19 protein-coding genes and 2 tRNA genes are annotated in these 19431 nt (G+C 65.5%); 17 read left to right on the top strand and 4 right to left on the bottom strand.

Translation table 11 applies throughout. The features are described 5' to 3' along the window. Window positions 1-101: 101 nt before the first annotated feature. On the bottom strand, window positions 102-335 hold the full coding sequence (locus tag ACVWY0_RS17545; protein ID WP_056348226.1) for an RNA-binding S4 domain-containing protein: 234 nt from the start codon (window positions 333-335) through the stop codon (window positions 102-104). 33 nt (window positions 336-368) lie between these two features. Here ACVWY0_RS17545 and ACVWY0_RS17550 point away from each other — a divergent pair, with 33 nt between their 5' ends. The 3 genes from ACVWY0_RS17550 (at window position 369) to ACVWY0_RS17560 (ending at window position 3927) form a co-directional block, all read left to right on the top strand. Beyond that, entirely contained in the window at window positions 369-1382 is a 1014-nt protein-coding gene (locus ACVWY0_RS17550) for a DMT family transporter (protein ID WP_485837804.1), read from the top strand. 128 nt (window positions 1383-1510) lie between these two features. Beyond that, window positions 1511-2896, top strand: coding sequence for a glycine--tRNA ligase (locus tag ACVWY0_RS17555; protein ID WP_056348229.1), 1386 nt, complete (start codon window positions 1511-1513; stop codon window positions 2894-2896). A 2-nt stretch (window positions 2897-2898) separates the two neighbouring features. Then, window positions 2899-3927 carry a GNAT family N-acetyltransferase gene (locus ACVWY0_RS17560; protein ID WP_485837805.1) on the top strand — a complete coding sequence of 343 codons (1029 nt, stop codon included), beginning with the start codon at window positions 2899-2901 and terminating at the stop codon, window positions 3925-3927. A gap of 80 nt (window positions 3928-4007) precedes the next feature. Here the strand turns inward: ACVWY0_RS17560 and ACVWY0_RS17565 are convergent, their stop codons facing one another. After that, window positions 4008-4808 (bottom strand): DUF1295 domain-containing protein, encoded by an 801-nt coding sequence (locus ACVWY0_RS17565; protein WP_485837806.1) that lies wholly within the window; start codon window positions 4806-4808, stop codon window positions 4008-4010. Continuing rightward, window positions 4805-5545, bottom strand: coding sequence for an alpha/beta hydrolase (locus ACVWY0_RS17570; RefSeq protein WP_485837807.1), 741 nt, complete (start codon window positions 5543-5545; stop codon window positions 4805-4807). Before ACVWY0_RS17570 ends, ACVWY0_RS17565 begins: the two co-directional genes overlap by 4 nt. A gap of 80 nt (window positions 5546-5625) precedes the next feature. On the opposite strand from ACVWY0_RS17570, the gene ACVWY0_RS17575 reads away from it, so the two are divergent. The 6 genes from ACVWY0_RS17575 to ACVWY0_RS17600 all read left to right on the top strand — a co-directional run bounded on the left by ACVWY0_RS17575 (window position 5626) and on the right by ACVWY0_RS17600 (window position 11943). Continuing rightward, the gene (locus tag ACVWY0_RS17575; protein ID WP_485837808.1) at window positions 5626-7089 is read left to right on the top strand and encodes a YibE/F family protein; all 1464 of its coding nucleotides are present in this window, start codon (window positions 5626-5628) and stop codon (window positions 7087-7089) included. 75 nt (window positions 7090-7164) lie between these two features. Continuing rightward, entirely contained in the window at window positions 7165-8343 is a 1179-nt protein-coding gene (gene dusB, locus ACVWY0_RS17580) for a tRNA dihydrouridine synthase DusB (RefSeq protein ID WP_485837809.1), read from the top strand. Beyond that, complete coding sequence (locus tag ACVWY0_RS17585; RefSeq protein ID WP_485837810.1) at window positions 8327-9625, top strand: deoxyguanosinetriphosphate triphosphohydrolase; 1299 nt, start codon at window positions 8327-8329, stop codon at window positions 9623-9625. The genes dusB and ACVWY0_RS17585 overlap by 17 nt, the downstream gene beginning before the upstream one ends. Before the next feature lie 52 nt (window positions 9626-9677). Next, window positions 9678-11618: a DNA primase gene (dnaG, locus tag ACVWY0_RS17590; RefSeq protein ID WP_485837811.1), complete on the top strand. Its 1941-nt coding sequence runs from the start codon at window positions 9678-9680 to the stop codon at window positions 11616-11618. A gap of 54 nt (window positions 11619-11672) precedes the next feature. Beyond that, window positions 11673-11745: transfer RNA gene (locus tag ACVWY0_RS17595), tRNA-Asn, on the top strand. A gap of 125 nt (window positions 11746-11870) precedes the next feature. Further along, window positions 11871-11943 (top strand) — tRNA-Asn (locus tag ACVWY0_RS17600). Here the strand turns inward: ACVWY0_RS17600 and ACVWY0_RS17605 are convergent. Beyond that, the gene (locus ACVWY0_RS17605; RefSeq protein WP_485837861.1) at window positions 11905-12435 is read right to left on the bottom strand and encodes a helix-turn-helix domain-containing protein; all 531 of its coding nucleotides are present in this window, start codon (window positions 12433-12435) and stop codon (window positions 11905-11907) included. The genes ACVWY0_RS17600 and ACVWY0_RS17605 overlap by 39 nt on opposite strands. 153 nt (window positions 12436-12588) lie before the next feature. On the opposite strand from ACVWY0_RS17605, the gene ACVWY0_RS17610 reads away from it, so the two are divergent. The 8 genes from ACVWY0_RS17610 to ACVWY0_RS17645 all read left to right on the top strand — a co-directional run bounded on the left by ACVWY0_RS17610 (window position 12589) and on the right by ACVWY0_RS17645 (window position 19267). Then, on the top strand, window positions 12589-13476 hold the full coding sequence (locus tag ACVWY0_RS17610) for a hypothetical protein (RefSeq protein ID WP_485837812.1): 888 nt from the start codon (window positions 12589-12591) through the stop codon (window positions 13474-13476). Window positions 13477-13635: 159 nt separating this feature from the next. Further along, on the top strand, window positions 13636-14607 hold the full coding sequence (locus ACVWY0_RS17615) for a DUF2637 domain-containing protein (protein WP_485837813.1): 972 nt from the start codon (window positions 13636-13638) through the stop codon (window positions 14605-14607). Continuing rightward, window positions 14604-14972: a hypothetical protein gene (locus ACVWY0_RS17620; protein WP_485837814.1), complete on the top strand. Its 369-nt coding sequence runs from the start codon at window positions 14604-14606 to the stop codon at window positions 14970-14972. The genes ACVWY0_RS17615 and ACVWY0_RS17620 overlap by 4 nt, the downstream gene beginning before the upstream one ends. Next, window positions 14969-16183, top strand: a complete 1215-nt coding sequence (locus ACVWY0_RS17625) for a helix-turn-helix domain-containing protein (RefSeq protein WP_485837815.1) — start codon at window positions 14969-14971, stop codon at window positions 16181-16183. The genes ACVWY0_RS17620 and ACVWY0_RS17625 overlap by 4 nt, the downstream gene beginning before the upstream one ends. A 32-nt stretch (window positions 16184-16215) precedes the next feature. Continuing rightward, window positions 16216-17013 (top strand): RNA polymerase sigma factor, encoded by a 798-nt coding sequence (locus tag ACVWY0_RS17630; protein ID WP_485837816.1) that lies wholly within the window; start codon window positions 16216-16218, stop codon window positions 17011-17013. Between the two features lie 56 nt (window positions 17014-17069). Continuing rightward, window positions 17070-17441, top strand: a complete 372-nt coding sequence (locus tag ACVWY0_RS17635) for a hypothetical protein (protein ID WP_485837817.1) — start codon at window positions 17070-17072, stop codon at window positions 17439-17441. Then, window positions 17438-18589 carry a CHAP domain-containing protein gene (locus tag ACVWY0_RS17640; RefSeq protein ID WP_485837818.1) on the top strand — a complete coding sequence of 384 codons (1152 nt, stop codon included), beginning with the start codon at window positions 17438-17440 and terminating at the stop codon, window positions 18587-18589. The genes ACVWY0_RS17635 and ACVWY0_RS17640 overlap by 4 nt, the downstream gene beginning before the upstream one ends. A gap of 12 nt (window positions 18590-18601) precedes the next feature. Beyond that, window positions 18602-19267: a hypothetical protein gene (locus tag ACVWY0_RS17645; protein WP_485837819.1), complete on the top strand. Its 666-nt coding sequence runs from the start codon at window positions 18602-18604 to the stop codon at window positions 19265-19267. The last annotated feature ends 164 nt before the right edge of the window (window positions 19268-19431 follow it).

A 19431-nucleotide genomic window follows, 5' to 3' on the forward strand; every position in this document is an offset into this window, starting at 1 on the left:
TGGTCACTCAACCGCTCCGGACCCTCCGGGGTCACCCATCCACTACGCGCCATGCCGAAACATTAACACACCCGTGCTAAGTAAACTGCATTGCTGCTAAATCAGGCTTCGGGAGCCACGACCTGCACGGTCTGCCCGTTGACGGTGACGGTGTCGCCGTTGTGCAGCTGGCGTCCGCGGCGGTCGTCGATCTCGCCGTTGACCTTGACGAGTCCGTTCTTGATCAGCTCAGCGGCTTCCACACCGTCCTCCACCAGGCTGGCGAGCTTCAGGAGCTGGCCAAGGCGGATCATGCTGTCGCGGATGGGGATCTCTTGAATGTCCTGGTTGCTCATACAAGTAATAATGCCTGACGTAAGGTGAATCCGATGACCCACACCCCACGGCTGCCGCGCTTCGCGGGGCTCCCGCTGGCCGTCGGCGCGGGACTGGCCATTCCCGTCCAGGGCCGGATCAACGGGGCCCTCGGCGTCCGGCTCAACGACGGAATCGCCGCGGCCGTGGTGGGTTTCAGCACCGGCCTGGTGGTGATGATCCTGATCTCCCTGATCCTACCCAGCGGCCGCGCCGGCCTCGCCAGGATCCTGCCGGCGGTCCGGACCCGGGCTTTCCCGCCCGTGTACGTGCTGGCCGGCGGCATCGGTGCCCTATTTGTCTTCGCGCAGTCCTTCACCGTGGGCATCCTGGGCGTGGCACTGTTTACCGTCGCCGCGGTGACGGGGCAGACCCTGAGCGGGCTGCTGGTGGACCGGCTGGGCATCGGACCGGCCGGCAAGAGGGCCGTGACTCCCATGCGGATCATCGGCTGCGTGCTGACGGTCGCCGCCGTGGCGTGGGCGGTTTCGCCGCGGCTGGCCGGCTCGCCGGGCTCCCCGGGCGCTCCTGCGGACGGAGCCGGCGGGCTGGAAACCTTGATTCTGCCGTTGATCCTCCCTGTCCTGGCCGGGTTCCTGATGAGCTTCCAGCAGGCCATGAACGGGACGGCTACGGTCCACTACGGTTCGCCCGTCGCCGCCACGCTGGTGAACTTCATGGCCGGCTCGGTGTTCCTGTGGATTGCATTGGCCGTCAAGGTGGCTGTTTTTGGGCCGGGCAATCCGTTGCCGGCCGAGTGGTGGTACTACCTGGGCGGGCCCATGGGCTGTGTGTTCATCGGCCTGGGTGCGCTGCTGGTCCGCAGCCTGGGCGTGCTGGTGACCGGGCTCGGCATGATCGCCGGACAGCTCCTTGGCTCCCTGGGGCTGGACCTCGTGGTGCCGGCCCCCGGGAGCGTCGTGGCCCCGGCCACCGTGCTGGGCACACTGCTGACGCTGGCCGCCATCATCCTGGCCACACTGCCGTGGCCGCGGGGCGCCTTCCGGAGGCAGCGGCCGGTAGGCTAGGACACGCAGTTCTCTGCAACTTGTTCCTTCGCCCGCCCCGCCCGCACCCAGCGGTGATGCACCCACGTGCAGCGGGGCCAGATACCCGCGGACCGCACCCAGCGGCCCTGTAGAAATTGGAGTCCACCATGGCAGCAAAATCCGTACTCGACCAGGTCATTTCCCTTTCCAAGCGAAGGGGTTTTGTGTTCCAGGCCGGTGAAATCTACGGAGGCTCGCGCTCTGCCTGGGACTACGGACCCCTCGGCGCCGAGCTGAAGGAAAACATCAAGCGCCAGTGGTGGCAGTCCATGGTCCGCGGCCGCGAGGACGTGGTGGGCCTGGATTCCTCCGTCATCCTGCCCCGCCAGGTATGGGAAGCCTCCGGCCACGTTGATGTCTTCTCGGACCCGCTCGTGGAGTGCCTCTCCTGCCACAAGCGCTACCGTGCCGACCACCTCGAGGAAGAGTACGAGGAAAAGAAGGGCCGCCCCGCCGAGAACGGCCTGAAGGACATTGCCTGCGTCAACTGCGGCACGCGCGGCGAATGGACCGAACCCCAGGAGTTCTCCGGCCTGCTCAAGACCTTCCTCGGCCCGGTGGCCAGCGACGAAGGCATGCACTACCTGCGCCCGGAGACGGCCCAGGGAATATTCGTGAACTTCAGCAACGTCCTGACCACCTCCCGCAAGAAGCCGCCCTTCGGCATCGGCCAGATCGGCAAGTCCTTCCGCAACGAGATCACACCGGGCAACTTCATCTTCCGCACCCGTGAGTTCGAGCAGATGGAAATGGAGTTCTTCGTCGAGCCCGGCACGGACGAAGAGTGGCACCAGTACTGGATGAAGGAGCGCATGTCCTGGTACACCGGCCTGGGCATCCGGGAAGAGAACCTGCGCTTCTTCGAGCACCCGCTGGACAAGCTCAGCCACTACTCCAAGGGCACCACGGACATCGAATACCGCTTCGGCTTCCAGGGCTCCGAATGGGGCGAGCTCGAAGGTATCGCCAACCGCACCGACTTCGACCTCTCCACGCACTCCAAGGCCTCCGGCCAGGACCTGAGCTACTTCAACCAGGCCACCAACGAGCGGTACACCCCGTACGTGATCGAGCCGGCCGCGGGCCTCACACGCTCCTTCATGGCGTTCCTGGTGGACGCGTACACCGAGGACGAGGCACCCAACGCCAAGGGCGGCGTCGACGTCCGTACCGTCCTGCGCCTTGACCCGCGACTGGCACCCGTCAAGGCTGCGGTGCTGCCGCTGAGCCGCAACGAGGACCTCTCGCCGAAGGCCAAGGACCTGGGCGCGCAGCTGCGCAAGAACTGGAACATCGACTTCGACGACGCCGGCGCGATCGGCCGCCGCTACCGCCGCCAGGATGAGATCGGCACCCCGTTCTGCATCACCGTGGACTTCGACACCCTCGAGGACCAGGCCGTGACCATCCGTGAACGCGACACCATGAGCCAGGAACGCGTCTCGCTGGACAAGGTGGAAGGCTACCTGGCCGCCCGCCTGATAGGCGCCTGAGAATGGCCATCGAATACCGTGAATGGTATGAGGGCGATGACCTGACGCTGCTGGAAATCTGGGGCGGCCCGGAGACCGAACAGGCCCGGCAGTTCCGCGGCGCCCTGGCCGTCTCCTCGGCCGGCACGGACGGCACCCCGTGGCGCCGCTGCATCGTGGCCGAGGACGTCATTGACGGCGTTGGCATTCCGGTGGCGGCGGGCGTGGTCTACGAAGCCTCGCTGCACCCGGAGCGGCTGTGGACGTACATCGAGGTGGCCCGCGATCACCGCCGCGCCGGCATCGGTGCCACGCTCCTGACCATGCTGCGCCGCGAAGCCGAGCAGGCGCCGTCGGGCGTTACCAGGCTGCGCGCGAAGGTGCAGCCGGGCAGTCCGGGGGCCGCGTTCGCCGAGGCGTTCGGGCTCGCGCCCATCCAGCGTTCCCGGCTCGTGGTGGTGGAGCCGGGCGCCTTGAAGCTGCCGGTGTTCCCTGCGAAGAACGACGGCGGCGGGCCGGCCAACGACGAAAACGCCGGTTCCGACGTCGTGATGGACCTCGCTACCGGCTCGGTTGAGCTCACTGACGTCGTGGGGCGGTATTACACGTCGATCCACGGCTGGGATTCGCCGGGCGTGCTGTCGGTGGGGCAGGTGCAGAAGCTGTTCCTGGATGATCTCACCGGCGCCCACGGTGCGCTGGTGCTGCGCGCCGAGCCGGAATCGGCCTTTGGCGCCGGGGTTTCCCCCAGCAAGAAGGGCCGGATCCGGGCCTTTGCGGTGAGCTATGCGGAGGCAGCCCAGGACCCGACGGCCGATGCGTCGGCGCAGGGCGCGAAGGCCACGGATGTGTTTGTGGGCCACGAGCCCGCGCTGGAAGCGGACGACGCCGCAGCCGCCGTCCGTGACCTGCTCTCGCTCCTCGCGTACCAGCACCCGGTCATGCTGGAACTGGACGATTCGATGGCAGCGCTGCGTGCCGCCGTCGAGCCTCTGCTGGAAGCCGGCAAAGCGCGCCAGGCCGGCGCCGAAACGCTGATCGTCTCGGACTGACCCCCTCATCCCAACCAGGTAGCGCTAACTGTCGTTATGAGGGCTCATAACGACAGTTAGCGCTACCTAGTTGGGGGAGGTCACCGGCGTTTGGGCGGCCACGGGATGAAGCCGCTGGTCCCCTCAACATATTCCCGGTAACCGGGCCGGCCCGACATCGCCTTTTCAGTCAGGGGCTTCCCGGTCTTCCCGGCGAGCGTCCACACCATCAGGGCTGGTGACAGGATGGTCAGCATGCCCGGCCAGGAGTCCGCGGCGATCAGGAACAGCCCCGTCCAGATAGCCGCATCGCCAAAATAGTTGGGATGCCGGGTGTACCGCCACAAACCGGTATCCAGCACCGTGCCGCGGCGGGATGGATCCTTCTTGAACCGGGCCAGCTGCCAGTCGCCCACGGTCTCGAACACAAACCCCGTCACCCACAGCAGGACGCCGAGCACGGCCACCCACCCCACAGGCCCGGTGGCGAACATCCCCACTTGCAGCGTCAGGGACACAAAAAACATGACCAGGCCCTGCGGCAGGTAGACACGGCGGAGCGCAAACGCGTTCCAGGATCCGGGCGCCGGGTCCAGCAGGGCCTTGTAGCGCGGGTCTTCATGTCCGTCGCGCGCCCGCCAGCCAATATGGCCGCCCAGCCGCAACCCCCAGACCGCCGTCAGCAGAAGCAACAAGGCGCGGCGGGTGTCATCGCCCGATCCGGCCGACAGGAACCAGGACACCACGGCCACCGCAACGAAGCCGGGGCCCCACGCGATGTCCATCACCGAGTGCCGGCCCTGCCGGACGGCCACGCCAAACGTCAGCGCCAGGACCGCCAGGACTGCCAGTGCTGTCCAGGGCAACGACGCGGCGAACGCCGGCCAGGGAAAAGGGCTCACAGGGCCACCTCAGCGGCGGACCCGGGCACCAGCTCAGCCAGCTTGCTCGAGGCCTGGTGCGTGAATCCGGTGCGCACGGCGAAAGCCTTCATCACAAAACCGGTGGCCAACGTGTGCCACAGCCGGCCGCGGCGCACCATAAAATGCCCAGAACCGCGCAGCGAAACATACTGCATGGAGGCTGCTGTCCCGGTGGCTCGGCGCGCAAACGCCAAGGACTGGGACGGGCTGGTCATATGGTCTCCCGTGCCGTGGACAATCAGGACCTTGCGTCCGGCGAGCGGGGTGGCGGGTGTCTCCGGGCTGAGCCACGGGGCCAGCGCCACCACGGCGTCCACCTGCGGATCGTCGGCGGCACTCACGGCGGTGAGTCCGCCCATCGAGTGCCCCACCAGATACACGGGAACCCCAGGGTGCTGCGCACTGATTTGCTGGAGGGCCCAGCGGGCATCCTGCAGTGCGGACCTGTCCGGCCCGTTCCAGCCACGCACGCTGTTCCGCAGGGACCACACCGCCAGCCCGTGGTCCTTCCCGGCACGGTGCAGGTGACGGGCGAACGTCACCATGCGCAGCGGGCTCAGGTGGCGGGCCTCCACGGGCTCAAAGCTGTGTGCCTTGCCCCCGTGCAGGACCAGTGCCACGCCCCGCGTTGTCCCGGCGGCCGCCAGCACAGTGAGCGCCGCCTCCCGCCTCGCAGCAGGTTCGTTGGTATGGAATTCAGTCCTGCGGTCCGTCACGCGTGGTCCCTCCCGGTTCCTGCCATTTACCAACCTTAAGGCGCCGGACGTAGAGTTCAAGGTATGAGGTTCAACTGCTGATGGGCTCCGGTCACACCCACGTTTCAACAGATCATTCGGAGCCGACGGCCCAGGCGATTGCTGCCCGCCGGAAGGCAAACCGCATCCTGGCAGGCGTGCTGGTGCCGCTGACCCTTCTGACCCTGGCGGGAATGGCCATGCTGTGGCCGTCCGGGTCCAAGGACGGCATCTCCCTCGCCAGCCCCTATTCGGCGGCGCCCGGCGTCACGTTCGATACCGGCAAGATCCAGAGCGTCGTGGAAGAAAGCTGCATGCAGGGCTCCACCGCCCCCGGCCAATCCTCAGACACCAGCGGCCAGCCCGCCCCCGCCGGCTCCGACTGCATGTTTGCCTTTACGGAACCGGACCAGGGCGGCAGCCCCGTCAAAGTGGTGATCAATCCGGAAGTGGCACAATCCCACGGCGTAAAACCGGGGGACCAGATCAGGTACCTGAACCTTTCCAACGCACAGGGCGCCGCGGCGTCGCAGGGGTCCCCGGCGTACATCTTCGTTGACTTCGTCCGGACCTTGCCCATCGTGATCCTGGCCCTCCTCTATGCGCTGGTGGTCATCGCGGTGGCGCGCTGGCGCGGACTCCGGGCACTGCTGGGCCTGGTGGGCGCGTATTTCGTCCTTGCCGGCTTTATGCTGCCCGGGCTGGTGGAGGGAAAACCTCCCTTGCTGCTGGCGCTGGTGGGGTCAACGGTGATCATGATCGGGGTCCTGTATTTTGCCCACGGCTTCTCCGCGCGGACGTCCACAGCGCTGCTGGGCACCATGTTCGGCCTGGCCATCACAGCGCTGCTGGCGGCCTGGGCCACCGACGCCGCCAACCTCGCCGGAGTGGGCAGCCATGACGCCACCACCCTGATCAATACCTCGGCCAACATCTCCATTTCCGGGGTGATCCTGTGCGGCCTGATCATCTCGGGGCTTGGTGTCCTGAACGACGTCACCATCACTCAATCGTCCGCCGTCTGGGAACTCTACGAGTTGGCCCCCGGCACCAGCGCCCGCAAGCTCTTCACCTCCGCCATGCGGATCGGCCGGGACCACATTGCCTCCACGGTCTACACCATCGCGTTCGCCTACGCCGGCGCGGCCCTGCCCATCCTGATCATTGTGATGCTGTATGACCGGCCGCTGGGGGACACCCTGACCAGCGCCGAGCTGTCCGAAGAAGTCATCCGCACGCTCGTCGGCTCCATCGGTCTGGTCCTCGCCATCCCGGTAACCACCCTTATCGCCGTGCTGGTGGTTAAGGCCACCGGCGTCAGGACGGCGGGTCAGTCCGCCATTGGCGTCCCGGACGAAGACCGCCGCCCCTATGGCACCTCGGGCGCCGCCTCCATCAACGCTGACGACGTCGGCGATACCGGTGCGCTCGCAGCAGCCGCCTTCGAGAGGCGGTCGCGGCAGTCCACGGAAGATTCCGCCGATCCCGCCACCACCCGGAGGGGGCGCCGGACAGACCTCGGCTGAACGGCAGCTGAACGAAGCCACGGGACCAGAAAGGCCTCGGCCCACCGATTTGCCCGCCTTTGCGACAATGGACAGGTGACTGTTACCGCAACGCCTCCCGCCCCCAAGCTGGAACTCCCGCCCCTGAAGCTGGGCCCCATCACGGTGGACACCCCCGTGATCCTGGCTCCGATGGCAGGCATCACCAACTCCGCCTTTCGTCGCTTGTGCCGTGAATACGGCGGCGGCCTGTACGTGGCGGAGATGGTCACCTCGCGCGCTCTCGTGGAACGCACCCCCGAATCGCTGCGCATCATCTCGCACGACGACGACGAAAAAGTCCGCTCCGTCCAGCTGTACGGCGTGGACCCGGTTACGGTGGGCCAGGCAGTGCGCATGCTGGTCGAAGAGGACCGCGCGGACCACATCGACCTGAACTTCGGCTGCCCCGTTCCCAAAGTGACCCGGCGCGGCGGCGGGTCCGCCCTGCCCTGGAAGACCGATCTCTTCACCTCGATCGTCCAGACCGCGGTAAAGGAAGCGTCCAAGGGCAATGTCCCGCTCACCATCAAGATGCGCAAGGGCATCGACGATGACCACCTGACGTACCTCGACGCCGGCCGGATCGCCCGCGATGCCGGGGTGGCCGCCGTCGCGCTTCACGGCCGCACCGCGGCGCAGTTCTATTCCGGCCAGGCGGACTGGACCGCGATTGCCCGCCTGCGCGAAGCCCTGCCGGACATCCCTGTCCTGGGCAACGGCGATATCTGGTCCGCGGAGGACGCCGTCCGCATGGTCCGGGAAACCGGCGTGGACGGCGTGGTGGTGGGCCGCGGCTGCCAGGGACGCCCGTGGCTGTTCGGTGACCTCATGGCGGCCTTCGAGGGAAGCGACGTCCGCCACAAGCCGGACCTGCACAAGGTGGCCGAGAGCGTCTACCGGCATGCCGGGCTGATGGTGGAAACCTTCGGTGATGAGGGCAAGGCCCTGCGGGAGATCCGCAAGCACATGGCCTGGTACTTCAAGGGTTATGTGGTGGGCAGCGAATTACGGACCAAACTGGCCATGGTGACCAGCCTGGAGGTGCTGCGCGAGACCCTGGACCAGCTGGACCTTGACTCGCCGTACCCCGGCGTGGATGCCGAGGGCCCGCGCGGCAGGGCAGGATCGCCCAAAAAGCCGGCGCTGCCCAAGGACTGGCTGGAATCCCGTGCCCTGAACGCGGCGCAGTCCCAGGACATCTCCGCCGCGGAACTGGATGTTTCCGGTGGCTGAAACGCGCACCACGGCACAGGCCCTGCCGGGCTACGAGGCCCATGATTCCGCCCGCTGGGTGGAGGAACCGCCAAAAAACAACTACCGCTCCGATTTTGAGCGGGACCGCGCCCGGGTGCTGCACTCTTCGGCCCTGCGCCGCCTCGGCGCGAAAACGCAGGTGGTGGCGCCGGATACGGATGACTTCGTCCGCACCCGCCTGACCCACAGCCTCGAAGTGGCCCAGGTGGGCCGGGAACTGGGCCGCGCCCTGGGCTGCGACCCGGATGTGGTGGACACCGCCTGCCTGAGCCATGACCTGGGGCACCCGCCGTTCGGACACAACGGTGAGTCGGCCCTGAACGAGGTGGCACATGCCATCGGCGGTTTCGAAGGCAACGCCCAGACCCTCCGGCTCCTCACCCGGCTGGAGCCCAAGGTCCTGACTACCGACGGGCGCCCGGCCGGCCTGAACCTCACGAGGGCCAGCCTGGACGCGGCGGCGAAATACCCCTGGTCCGCGCTGAACGCGCCGGTGATCCACGGCCAGCGCACCAGTAAGTTCGGCGCCTACGAGGACGATCTGCCCATCTTCAACTGGATCAGGGAGGGTGCGCCGGAACGCCGCTCCTGCCTGGAAGCCCAGGTTATGGACCTGGCCGACGACATTTCCTATTCCGTGCACGACGTCGAGGACGCGATCGTGGCCGGGCACTTCCAGCTGCGCTGGATGGACAACCCGGACCACCGGGCCCGCGTGGTGGGCTACGCCAAGCAGTGGTACCTTCCGCACAACGACCCCGCCGCGATCGACGCTGCCCTGGCCCGGTTGGAAGCCACCGACGTGTGGGTCCGCGAGGCCGACGGCAGCCGCAAATCCATGGCCGCACTGAAGAACATGACCAGCCAGCTGATCGGCCGGTTCTGCCAGAGCGCCCTGGAGACCACGCGTGCTGTCTACGGCCCGGAAAACCTCACGCGGTACAGCGCTGAACTGATGGTCCCGGACGAGACGGTTATGGAGATCGCGGTCATGAAGGGCCTGGCCACGACGTTTGTGATGACCACCGAACACCGCCAGCCCATCTACGAGCGCCAGCGCGAGGTGCTGCACGCGCTGGTCACCGCCCTGAACGCCACGGGGGACCGCCACCTGGAGCCGATGTTCGCGGCTGACTGGCGGGACGCGCCCGACGACGGCGCACGGCTCAGGGTGGTCATCGACCAGGTGGCGTCGCTGACAGACGGCTCGGCGCTGGCTATGTACGAACGGCTCGTGGGGAGCCTGCCGTCGTTGTGGTGACTAACGCCATAGCGACGCGTTCGCTGTCGGACCCCGGGACTAGGATGGCTCTGTGGCTGGCCTGATCAAACGCGAAGACATAGACGAAGTACGCCAGCGCACGGACATCAAGGAAGTGGTTGACGGCTACGTCACGCTCAAGGGTGCCGGGCTGGGAACCTACAAGGGCCTGTGCCCCTTCCACGACGAGCGGTCACCGTCATTCACCGTGCGCCCCCAGGTGGGCAGGTACCACTGCTTCGGGTGTGGCGAAGACGGGGACGTCATCGCCTTTGTGCAGAAACAGGACCACACCTCATTCCATGAGGCCGTGGAAAAGCTGGCTGCCCGCATCGGGTACGAACTGCGCTACGAAGACGGCGGCACCGGCCCCAACCGTGAGGAAGTGGGCAAGCGCCAGCGCCTCCTGGATGCCCACAAAATCGCCGATGAGTTCTTCCGCGCCCAACTGCTGACGCCAGGAGCCGCCGAAGGCCGGAATTTCCTGTTCGGCCGCGGCTTTGACCGCGCCGCCTCGGAGCAGTTCGGCGTGGGCTACGCACCGCAGGGCTGGGATGCGCTGCTGAAGCACCTGCGCGGCCGTGGCTTCACGGACCAGGAGCTGAAGCTGACGGGGATGTTCTCCGAAGGCAACCGGGGTATTTATGACCGGTTCCGTGGCAGGCTCATCTGGCCCATCCGCGACATCGCCGGCGACACAATCGGCTTCGGCGCCCGCAAGCTGTATGAGGACGACCAGGGCCCCAAATACCTCAACACTCCCGAAACCACGCTCTACAAGAAGTCCCAGGTGCTCTACGGGATCGACCTCGCCAAGCGCAGCATCGCCAAAGACCGCCAGCTCGTGGTGGTGGAGGGATACACCGACGTGATGGCCTGCCACCTGGCGGGAATTCCGACGGCGGTGGCCACCTGCGGCACGGCATTCGGCACCGAGCACATTAAGATCGCCCGCCGTTTGCTGTCCGACGACGGCACCGGGGGAGAGGTCATCTTCACTTTCGACGGTGACGCCGCCGGGCAGAAGGCGGCACTGCGCGCCTTCGAGGAAGACCAGCGCTTTACCGCCCAGACCTATGTGGCGGTGGAGCCCACCGGCGCCGACCCCTGCGACCTCCGCCAAAGCAGGGGGGACGCCGCCGTGCGGGACCTGATCGCTACGCGCCGGCCGCTGTTCGAGTTTGCCATCAAGGCCACGCTCAGGCGCCACAACCTGGACACGGTGGAGGGCAGGGTGGCCGCGCTGCGCGAATCGGCTCCGGTGGTGGCCCAGATCCGCGACGCAGGCATCAGGCCCGCATACGCCCGGGAACTGGCCGGCTGGCTCGGCATCTCGGTTGAAGACGTCAGCCGGGCTGTGGGCGTCGCCATGAAGCGTGCCGCCCCGGGCGGGCCGGCTGCACCGGGGACGCCCGCCGGCGCCCCGGGTCAGATGCCGTCCGCCGCGGCGGGTTCCGCCCAAGCGGGCGGACCCGGCGTGGCTGCCGGGCCGACGTCGGGCGCTGTCCCTTCCTACCAGCGGCCCGACCCCCGCGACCCCGTGGCCTCCATGGAGCGGCAGGCGCTGGAAGTGGCGCTGCAGGAGTCCGCCCTTCTGGGCGGCGGCATCTGGGAGCGCTTCGCGGCCGCACGGTTCGTCACGCCGGCGTTCCAGGCCGTGCACGACGCCATGCGCGCCTCGGGTCCCGGACTTATCGGTGAGCCCCTGCGCTGGGTGGAACAAGTGATGCACGAAGTCCCGGAACCCCTCCGGCCGCTGGTGTCCGAGCTTGCTGTGGTGCCGCTTCCCGCGAGCACCGCTGAAGCCGTCCAGAAGTACTGCAAGGACATTCTGTCCCGGCTGTTCGAGCTCCAGATCACGCGGGTCAAGGCGGACAAGATGGGCCAGCTGCAACGGCTGGATCCGGCCGCGAACCCGGAGGATTTCCAGCGGCTCAACAGGGAACTGATGATGCTCGAAATGGAACGCCGGGCACTGCGCTCGGACGCCTGAAACGCGCCGATTTCACTCCCTGCGGGGACTTTGCTAGGCTGGTACCCGCTTCATTCCTCCTTAGCTCAATTGGCAGAGCATTCGACTGTTAATCGAAGGGTTGCTGGTTCAAGTCCAGCAGGAGGAGCGCACAATCCCCGTTCCGGGTCTCCGGAACGGGGATTTTTTTATACCCGGGGAGGGTATTTCGTGGTGCGCCGCCGCCGATTTCCCATTCCCGGGAAACCTTTGCTAATGTCATACCTGCTTCATTCCTCCTTAGCTCAATTGGCAGAGCATTCGACTGTTAATCGAAGGGTTGCTGGTTCAAGTCCAGCAGGAGGAGCTCAGCACCGGAATCCCCGCCCTCCACGTGAGGGCGGGGATTTTTCGCATTCAAGACACCGGAACCGAGCAAATCCCCGAGTGTAATGCCAAACCACGTTGAGATTATTTGCAGTTCATCGATGCCGAACGTGACCTTGCCGTTCAACCGCTGGGAGATGGCAGTCTGGCTGACATCCAACACCTCGGCCAGGTGCTTCTGACGGAAACCGAGACGCCCCATCCACGCGCGGACTTCAGCACCGACCTCGTTGTTGACCGCGGCGGTCGATCGTGCTGTATGTGGAGTCGTTGTCATGCCTCTAATGTATGCGCCCGGAGCCAGTAAATCCAGCAACACGCGAAAAATATTCGCCACACGAAAGAATCCTGTTGCAAAATATTCGCTGTGCGAATATATTTCACGTATGGACTCTAGAAAAGTGTTGAGATCAAACATTGCGGCAGAGCTTGGCCGACATGACGTGACGCAGTCACGGGCCGCTAATGCCATCGGGCTCTCTCAGACAGCCTTTTCTTCGCGGATGAGTGGAAGGGCTGAGTTCAAGGTTTCGGAGCTGGTTCGTCTAGGCGCCTACCTAAGAGTCCCGGTTGCGATTCTCCTCGCTGGACTCGACGAAGATCCTGGCTCGAGGGTGGAATCAGCGTGAGTGCGTCTGTTGAGATTGTCGAGGACACCGAGGAAGGTGTTCTGGAAGCGTCTGATGCGCGGGAGCTGACCCGGCAGATCAGGGTTGCTCTTGAGCATTCGTACACATTGATCATTGCGGCATACCGCGGCAGAGCGTGGTCGCCGATGGGCTATAGCTCCTGGGATGCGTACTGCCAAGGTGAGTTCGGAAATCTGGCACTCCAACCTCCTCGCGAAGAGCGTCAGAACGTGATCATGTCCATGCGTGAAGCGGGGATGAGCATTCGTGCGATCAGCTCAGGGACCGGGATGGGACGCGGGACGGTCGAACGCGAACTAAGCGAGGCGGCGCCAACATTTTCAGGCGTCCCAAATGGGACACCTGAAAATGAAAGCGAGTTGCCACGAGTGATCGGTACTGACGGAAAAACCTATCGCCAAACGGCACCTCCGCGTCCTCAACGCCCTGCGCTGACGTTGTTTGAGGATGTTCCGTTGAGTGATGCGTTGTTGAATATGTCGCCGTCGGAGATGGGGATCGCGGCGTTGTCGCCGTCCGTGTTTACGTCGAAGCCGGCACGTGAGCGCAAAGCTGCCGCTCGTCGGTTGACCGGATCTTTGGATTCACCACTGCCAATGGTCATCAAGCTGGCAGGGGAAATCACTCTGGATCCCACGGCGTTGACTGTCGACGATGACGCGGATGCGGAGACATTGACGGAACTTGCTGCCGACGCCTCACGCGGCGTACTGGCGCTCTCCCATGTGCTGACCGCCATCGACGTCAAGGTTCTCTCCGGCGATGTCGATGATGCGGTGGCGTTGACTGCCGTGGTCACGGATGCGGTGGATGAGTTGGGGAGGTTCCTGGATGCGCTGCATTCCCGGAAGCGCCGGCCTTAAATGGAAACAGCCCCGGATTGGACTCCCAGGGGCTGTTTCCAAACAAACATCTACGAAACAGAAGATCTTCATCAACGGATTCAGTGTACAGGCAGTGGTTGAGCTGACAAGTAAGTTCCCGCTCCTTGAGACGGAATATTTGGCTAAGGGGATTGCGTCATGACGCCCGGGATAGATCGTAAGACTGACCGGATCAATCCGGATTCCATGGCCACTCTGTGGCTGACCGTTTGCCTCGTCGGGTTCCTGGCTGTGGCCTCGTTCATGGTCTCCTTTACTGGCCTGCATGAGGTCGCGGCGTGGGCCGGATTGCCGGTCTGGCTGCGCTGGGCTGTCCCTGTGTTCATCGACGTTGCAATCCTTGCCTACACGCTGGCGGTGTTGATCCACCGGCACCGTGGGGAGCGGACGTGGGCGTCCTGGATTTCCTTGGGCGGGTTCACGGTGTTTTCCATGGTGGCCAATGCGGCCCACGCGTTGTCGATCCCGCACCCGGACTTCGGTCAGCAGATCATTGGTGCGGCGATTGCTTCACTGGCTCCGCTGGCCGTGTTTGCAGCTACAGAGCAGCTGGGCCGTTTGGTGATCGGCAGGCCGGACGCAGGGGAGCCTGCCGCCAAACTGACCGTAGGGTCTGTCGGCACTGCACCGGATGGCCCTGGTAGCGGTGGTGAGCCTCTGCCCGAGGCTGAGGTCGCCCATGTGCCGGCTACATGGCTTGCCGCCGAAAGCACAGCTGGTGAGGCCGTACGGGCGTCCCTGCCCGTCACACAGGATGAGCCTGCCGTGCCTGTTCCTGTTGGTGCCGCCACTGCGCCGTCCACGGAATCAGTTCCCGCAGTACCGGCGGAAACCTCCAGCGATGGGCTGACGTCCCATGTTGCCCCTGTTCCTGCCCTTAATGTTTCACCCCGGCCTTCTCTGAGTGTTGTCGGGCGGAAGCCGAAGGCTATGGATCTGGAGCAATGGGTGGGCGCCCAGCTGAGCGCCGGCACCCAGCCGACGGGCAAGGCCGCCGCGAAATTCCTGAACGTCTCTGAACGGACCGGGCGGACCCGCCTCAACGATTTGAAAGCCACCCAGCCTGCCCTGTTTGCCGGTGCAGTGTTGAAGGAAGGTACCAACGCGTGAGCACAAAAGCTATGGCATGGGCGTTTGAGAAGGAGGTATCCGCGGAGACGTGGAATGTTCTTCTGAGGCTTGCACATGACGCAGACGATGCCGGACTTGTCGTCTTCAGCCACGGGTATCTCTCACATTTGACTGGTGAGCCGCAGGGGAGGGTCCAGGCCGCTCTGGCCGAGCTGATGGTGAAGGGCCTGGTGAAAAGCACGTCCTTGCCGGACAGCGCCGCCGTGGCGGAGGCCGGACACGACCGGGCATTGTGCCTGCAGCTGGGGAACACCGCCCACGAAAGGGCGGTGCCCCAAGAATTTCTTGATGAGGTCAACGCAGACCGTGCCCGCAGACGAGCAGAGATCGGAGGCATCCTGTGAGTTCGAAAGCCCTGACATGGGCATTCAGTAAGGAGCTTCGGCAGGGAGCCAAGTTCGTGTTGGTGACCATGGCTGATGCGGCCGACGACGACGGCTATCTCTTCCCCTCGTACGAGTATCTGGCCCACAAGACGTGCTTGTCTCAACGCTCCCTGGTGGCCGCTATCAAGGAACTGGTCGAGCTGGGGTTGGTGGTGTGCGAGCGGAACCACCACCAGGACGGCTCGAGGGCGGCGAACCTGTTCTTCCTGCTTCTGGAGAACAGGAAGCATGCGTCGCCGGTGTGGCGGGGTGCGGTGTCCACAAAGGAACGCAAGGCTCAAGCCGAGCGATTCCGCAAGGAAGCGTTAGCGAACCTGACCGAGCAAGTTCCGCAAGAAACCAGTAGTGCAGAATCTGCACTTAGGCCCGATGAGGGGCCTGCAGGTGAGCCTTCCTTGGAGGAAACCAGTGGGCAAGTTCCGCAAGAAACCAGTAGTGCAGAATCTGCACTTAGGCCCACGGGGCAGGGCAAAAACCCCGGAAAACCAGTAGTGCAGAATCTGCACTTAGGCTCCACCAAAGTGCAAAATACGTCGGACCTAAGTGCAAATTGTGTAAACGCCTCCTTTAAGGAACCTCATGATGACTTAAGTCATCATCATCAGTCCGGGCGCGAAACGGCACCTGCCGCTGAGGTCGTTCCGGTGACGGTGATTGATGATGAGCCTGCGAAGCATCGGGGAGTGGACTTGGCCGGGCTCAAGCACCGGCTGGAGCCGGTCCTTGGCCCGTGCCGGTCCGAGAAGCTGGTCTGGGTCATCGATGAGGCGCTGTCCAGGGCGACGGCGAAGGTTTCAAATCCGTCGGCGTTCATCGTCAAGTGCGTTCTCAACGACCCGGACCGGTTCGCACCAGCACCGGCCGGTTCCGGACCAGCGGCGCCCGCTGCCGGCGGCGCAACGGCTGCTGCCGGGTTCGCCGTGGTGACGCGGTCCAGGGCCTTGCTGGGACCGGGCGATACCCCGTGTCCGAAACCGGATCATGGCCAGTACGCGGCGGATCATTGCCCGGCGTGCCGGACGGAAAACCTTGTCGCCGCGACGGCTTTGGAGCCGGCACCGATGAGCGGGGATGAGCTGGCGGCGTGGCGGGCCGAGAGGGCCGCGAAGCGCAGCGGGCCGCGGGTTCTTGAGCGTCCACGCACGGTCTCCGGCGGTGTTCAGGTCTGATGTCGGCTGGTCAGGGCAGGGGGATCACTGGCATGGAGACGCGAATCGCGGAGGCTGTCATGCATCCGAAGACGCGGGGCGCCGTGTGGAACATTCTGGCCGGTTTCGGGCTGGGGCAGGATGTGGACGACGTCGTGGCGGACACGGCGGAGTCGGCGTTGAAGGCCTCTGGTTCGTTTGATCCGGAGCTGGGGCATGTGCAGGGCTGGGTGCTGACGATCGCCAAGCGCCGGGCCTATGACCACGCGAAACGGGCCGGGGCCAAAGGCCGGCTGCAGGGCCGGCTGGAGGGTGAATCCGACGGGCCTGACCCGGCGTTGAATCTCGTGGAGGATGACTTCGCCCAAGAGGTTGTCGAGCGGTTGGCGGCCAGTGCGGAGTCCCGGCAGATCCTGGCTTTGACGGAGAAGCTGGTGGCTAATCCGGAGTCGTTCCGCCGGGTCGCGGCGTTATGGATGGTCTACCAGGGCAGCGTTCCGAAAGCCTCTGCGGCGCTGGGCATCTCGCAGGAGGCGCTCCGGGACTCCCGCCGGGAAGTCGTCCGGTGCGCCCACGTCGTCCGCAAGGCCGTGGCAGCCCGGTCCGCCGGGGACCCCGTGACCGTCGGGACGCTGCTGGGGTGTCTGCCGGCGGAGGGCAACGAGGACGGTTCGTGGGCGCGTGCGTTGTCCGTCGCGGTGGTCCGTGCCGGCGGGTTCGGGAAGGTCACTGCCGCATCGATGGCAGAGGTGACCGGGTACTCGCTGAACACCTGCCGGCAGTACGTCGTCGAGGCGCACTGGCTCCTGCAGGTCGCCCGGACCGTCCTGGAAGGTGTTGAGACAGCTTGAGCGGGTCCGGAAGCGAACCACCAGTGACAACACCGGCAACAGGCAACGGGGAGAGCATGACTTTCAACATGGACGGCACCGGACGGCAGGAGGACGGATTCAGTCCCGGGCAGCGTGCGCAGCTGGAGGAGATGATGTCCGCCCAGCGTGCGCAGTTGGAGGAGATGATGTCCGCCCAGCAGCCGGGCAAGCGTGAACAGAAGCGTCTGGCCCGGCGTGCGGCGCGTCAGAGGATCCTCGGGGCCATGCAGGACACGGTGGACGCCGCGGCGCCGCAGGATGGTGCCACGGGCTTTGACCGGACAACGGTCAGGGGCAGGGCCGCGGCGTGGTTTTCACGCAGTGCCCTGACACGGGCCGTGCTGGGTATCGCGGTGATCGCCGTCATTTTGACGTGGTGCGTTGTGGTGTTGGGCGGCAACCGATGAAGATGCTTAGCCGGGCCGGGGGCGCGTTCTTCATCACGATCCTGTTCGCGGCGTCGCTGCTGGTCGCTGTCGTCCTCGGCGCGGTGTCCGGCGGGAGGGCTGGCGCCTCGACGGACCCGTCCTCGTGCGTGGCACCTCTGCCCGGGGCCGGCCTGGCCGCCGGTAAGGTCCCTGCGGAGTACGTCGAGGCGATCAGGGAAGCCGCGAAGGCCTCGGGTATCCCGGCGCCGATCCTTGCCGGGCAGCTGCGGCAGGAAAGCAACTTCAACCCCAAGGCCGTCTCCCATGCCGGGGCCCGCGGCATCGCCCAGTTCATGCCGGGCACATGGGCGAGCTACGGGCAGGGAAAAGACCCGTCCGACCCGCAGGCCGGTATCAGCGCCCAGGGCCGGTTCATGGGGGAGCTGCTGAAGCAGGCGAAGGCCTCGGGGTTCGCCGGGGACCCGGTGGATCTGGCCCTGGCCGGCTACAACGCGGGCTGGGGTGGGGTGACCGCTGTCGGCGGGATCCCGGACAACGGTGAAACCGCCCAGTATGTGACGCGGATCAGGCAGTTCGCGAACGAGTTCGCGGCCAAGGACGGCACGGACGCTGTCACCGCCGGCGACGATAAGGGTTCGGGGGACTGTGATCTTGCGACCGGCACTTCCAGCGGGAATGATGATTACCCCTTCAAGGACCTGCCGCACTGCATCCTGAACGCCAATGGCGGCTACGCGGGCTGCCCGGCGGGGTCCCAATCGGAGTTCAACGCCTTCCACGGTGAGTGTGTGGACTTTGTGATGTGGCGGCTGAATCAGCAGTTCGGTGTGACGAAAGCGCCGTGGAAGATCATGAACGGCAACTTCCGTCCGGACGGCGGCGTCCTGGGTGATGCGCGTGACTACAGGGCCGCATGGGAGAACAAGGGCTGGCCGGTGGATAAGACACCCACTGTCGGTGCCGTGGTCTGGTACGGGCCCGCGAACGCGAATGCCTCCTCCGCAGGCTACGGGCACGTTGCCATTGTGAAGGAAGTCCTCAAGGACGGGTCCTTCATCGAGGAAGGCTATAACTTCGGGTTCCCGCCGGACGATCACAAGTACTACACGATCAAACGGGCCAACAGTGCACCGGATAATTTCCTGCACCTGCCCAAAGCCGGCTGAACCCCAAGCCTGATGAACCCCCAGCCGGATGAACACGGAACGGACATGACCATGATGACGAACGAAACCACAGCCGCCCGGAAGCCCGACCGTTGGGCAATGCCAGCTGCCGTGCTCGGCGCAGCCCTGGCGCTGGTGTTCCTGACCGGCTGCGGGGGCGGGCCGGTCGTGGACGTCACCTCACCTCCGGAAACTGCCGCGCAGCCCACCGGAACGGTAACGGGGACCACCGGGGAACCGGCGCCGGGCAACGGGTCGGCGTCTGCGTCTGTATCGCCGCCGTTTACCGGCAATCCGGCCCCGCCGATGCAGGGGCAGGGTGTCGAGACGGCCCAGCCGGCATGGAACGCTGATGCCGAACGTGCCGCGCTGGTCGCGGCCGATGATGTGATGCGTTCGTTCACCGCCACCACCCTGACCTCATCCCAGTGGCAGGCACGGATCAAACCGTTGCTGACCCCCCGGGCACAGCAGGCATGGTCCCGCGCTGATCTGAAGTACTTCACGGCCACCTCGGTTACCGGCCAGCCGCGGCTGGATGAGGACCGGTCCAACCCGTACTTCGTATGGGCGAGCGTCCCGACAAACGACGGCGACTACCGGGTACACCTGAACCGCCTCGAACCGGGCGCACCGTGGCTGGGAGACATGATCAGGCCGCTGCAGCTCAAACGCTGAGACCCGCTTCACACCCCATCCTCCACGGACGGTCTCTGCACCTGGCGCATTTAGCCGCCGGTGCAGGGGCCGTCTTCTCTTGTGCTCTGACACACGGCTGCGGGACAGGGCAATGAACCTTCCATAGACATGCCGGCAGCACAACAGTTTGCCGGCGGAAGGGA

The sequence above is a fragment of the Arthrobacter sp. UYNi723 genome (assembly GCF_054057635.1).

Coding starts and splice junctions, on each gene's coding strand:
- ACVWY0_RS17545 (WP_056348226.1), bottom strand. CDS start 335: ATGAGCAACCAGGACATTCAAGAGATCCCCATCCGCGACAGCATGATC.
- ACVWY0_RS17550 (WP_485837804.1), top strand. CDS start 369: ATGACCCACACCCCACGGCTGCCGCGCTTCGCGGGGCTCCCGCTGGCC.
- ACVWY0_RS17555 (WP_056348229.1), top strand. CDS start 1,511: ATGGCAGCAAAATCCGTACTCGACCAGGTCATTTCCCTTTCCAAGCGA.
- ACVWY0_RS17560 (WP_485837805.1), top strand. CDS start 2,899: ATGGCCATCGAATACCGTGAATGGTATGAGGGCGATGACCTGACGCTG.
- ACVWY0_RS17575 (WP_485837808.1), top strand. CDS start 5,626: ATGGGCTCCGGTCACACCCACGTTTCAACAGATCATTCGGAGCCGACG.
- ACVWY0_RS17585 (WP_485837810.1), top strand. CDS start 8,327: ATGTTTCCGGTGGCTGAAACGCGCACCACGGCACAGGCCCTGCCGGGC.
- ACVWY0_RS17605 (WP_485837861.1), bottom strand. CDS start 12,435: ATGGCATTAGCGGCCCGTGACTGCGTCACGTCATGTCGGCCAAGCTCT.
- ACVWY0_RS17615 (WP_485837813.1), top strand. CDS start 13,636: ATGACGCCCGGGATAGATCGTAAGACTGACCGGATCAATCCGGATTCC.
- ACVWY0_RS17630 (WP_485837816.1), top strand. CDS start 16,216: ATGGAGACGCGAATCGCGGAGGCTGTCATGCATCCGAAGACGCGGGGC.
- ACVWY0_RS17635 (WP_485837817.1), top strand. CDS start 17,070: ATGACTTTCAACATGGACGGCACCGGACGGCAGGAGGACGGATTCAGT.
- ACVWY0_RS17640 (WP_485837818.1), top strand. CDS start 17,438: ATGAAGATGCTTAGCCGGGCCGGGGGCGCGTTCTTCATCACGATCCTG.
- ACVWY0_RS17645 (WP_485837819.1), top strand. CDS start 18,602: ATGAACCCCCAGCCGGATGAACACGGAACGGACATGACCATGATGACG.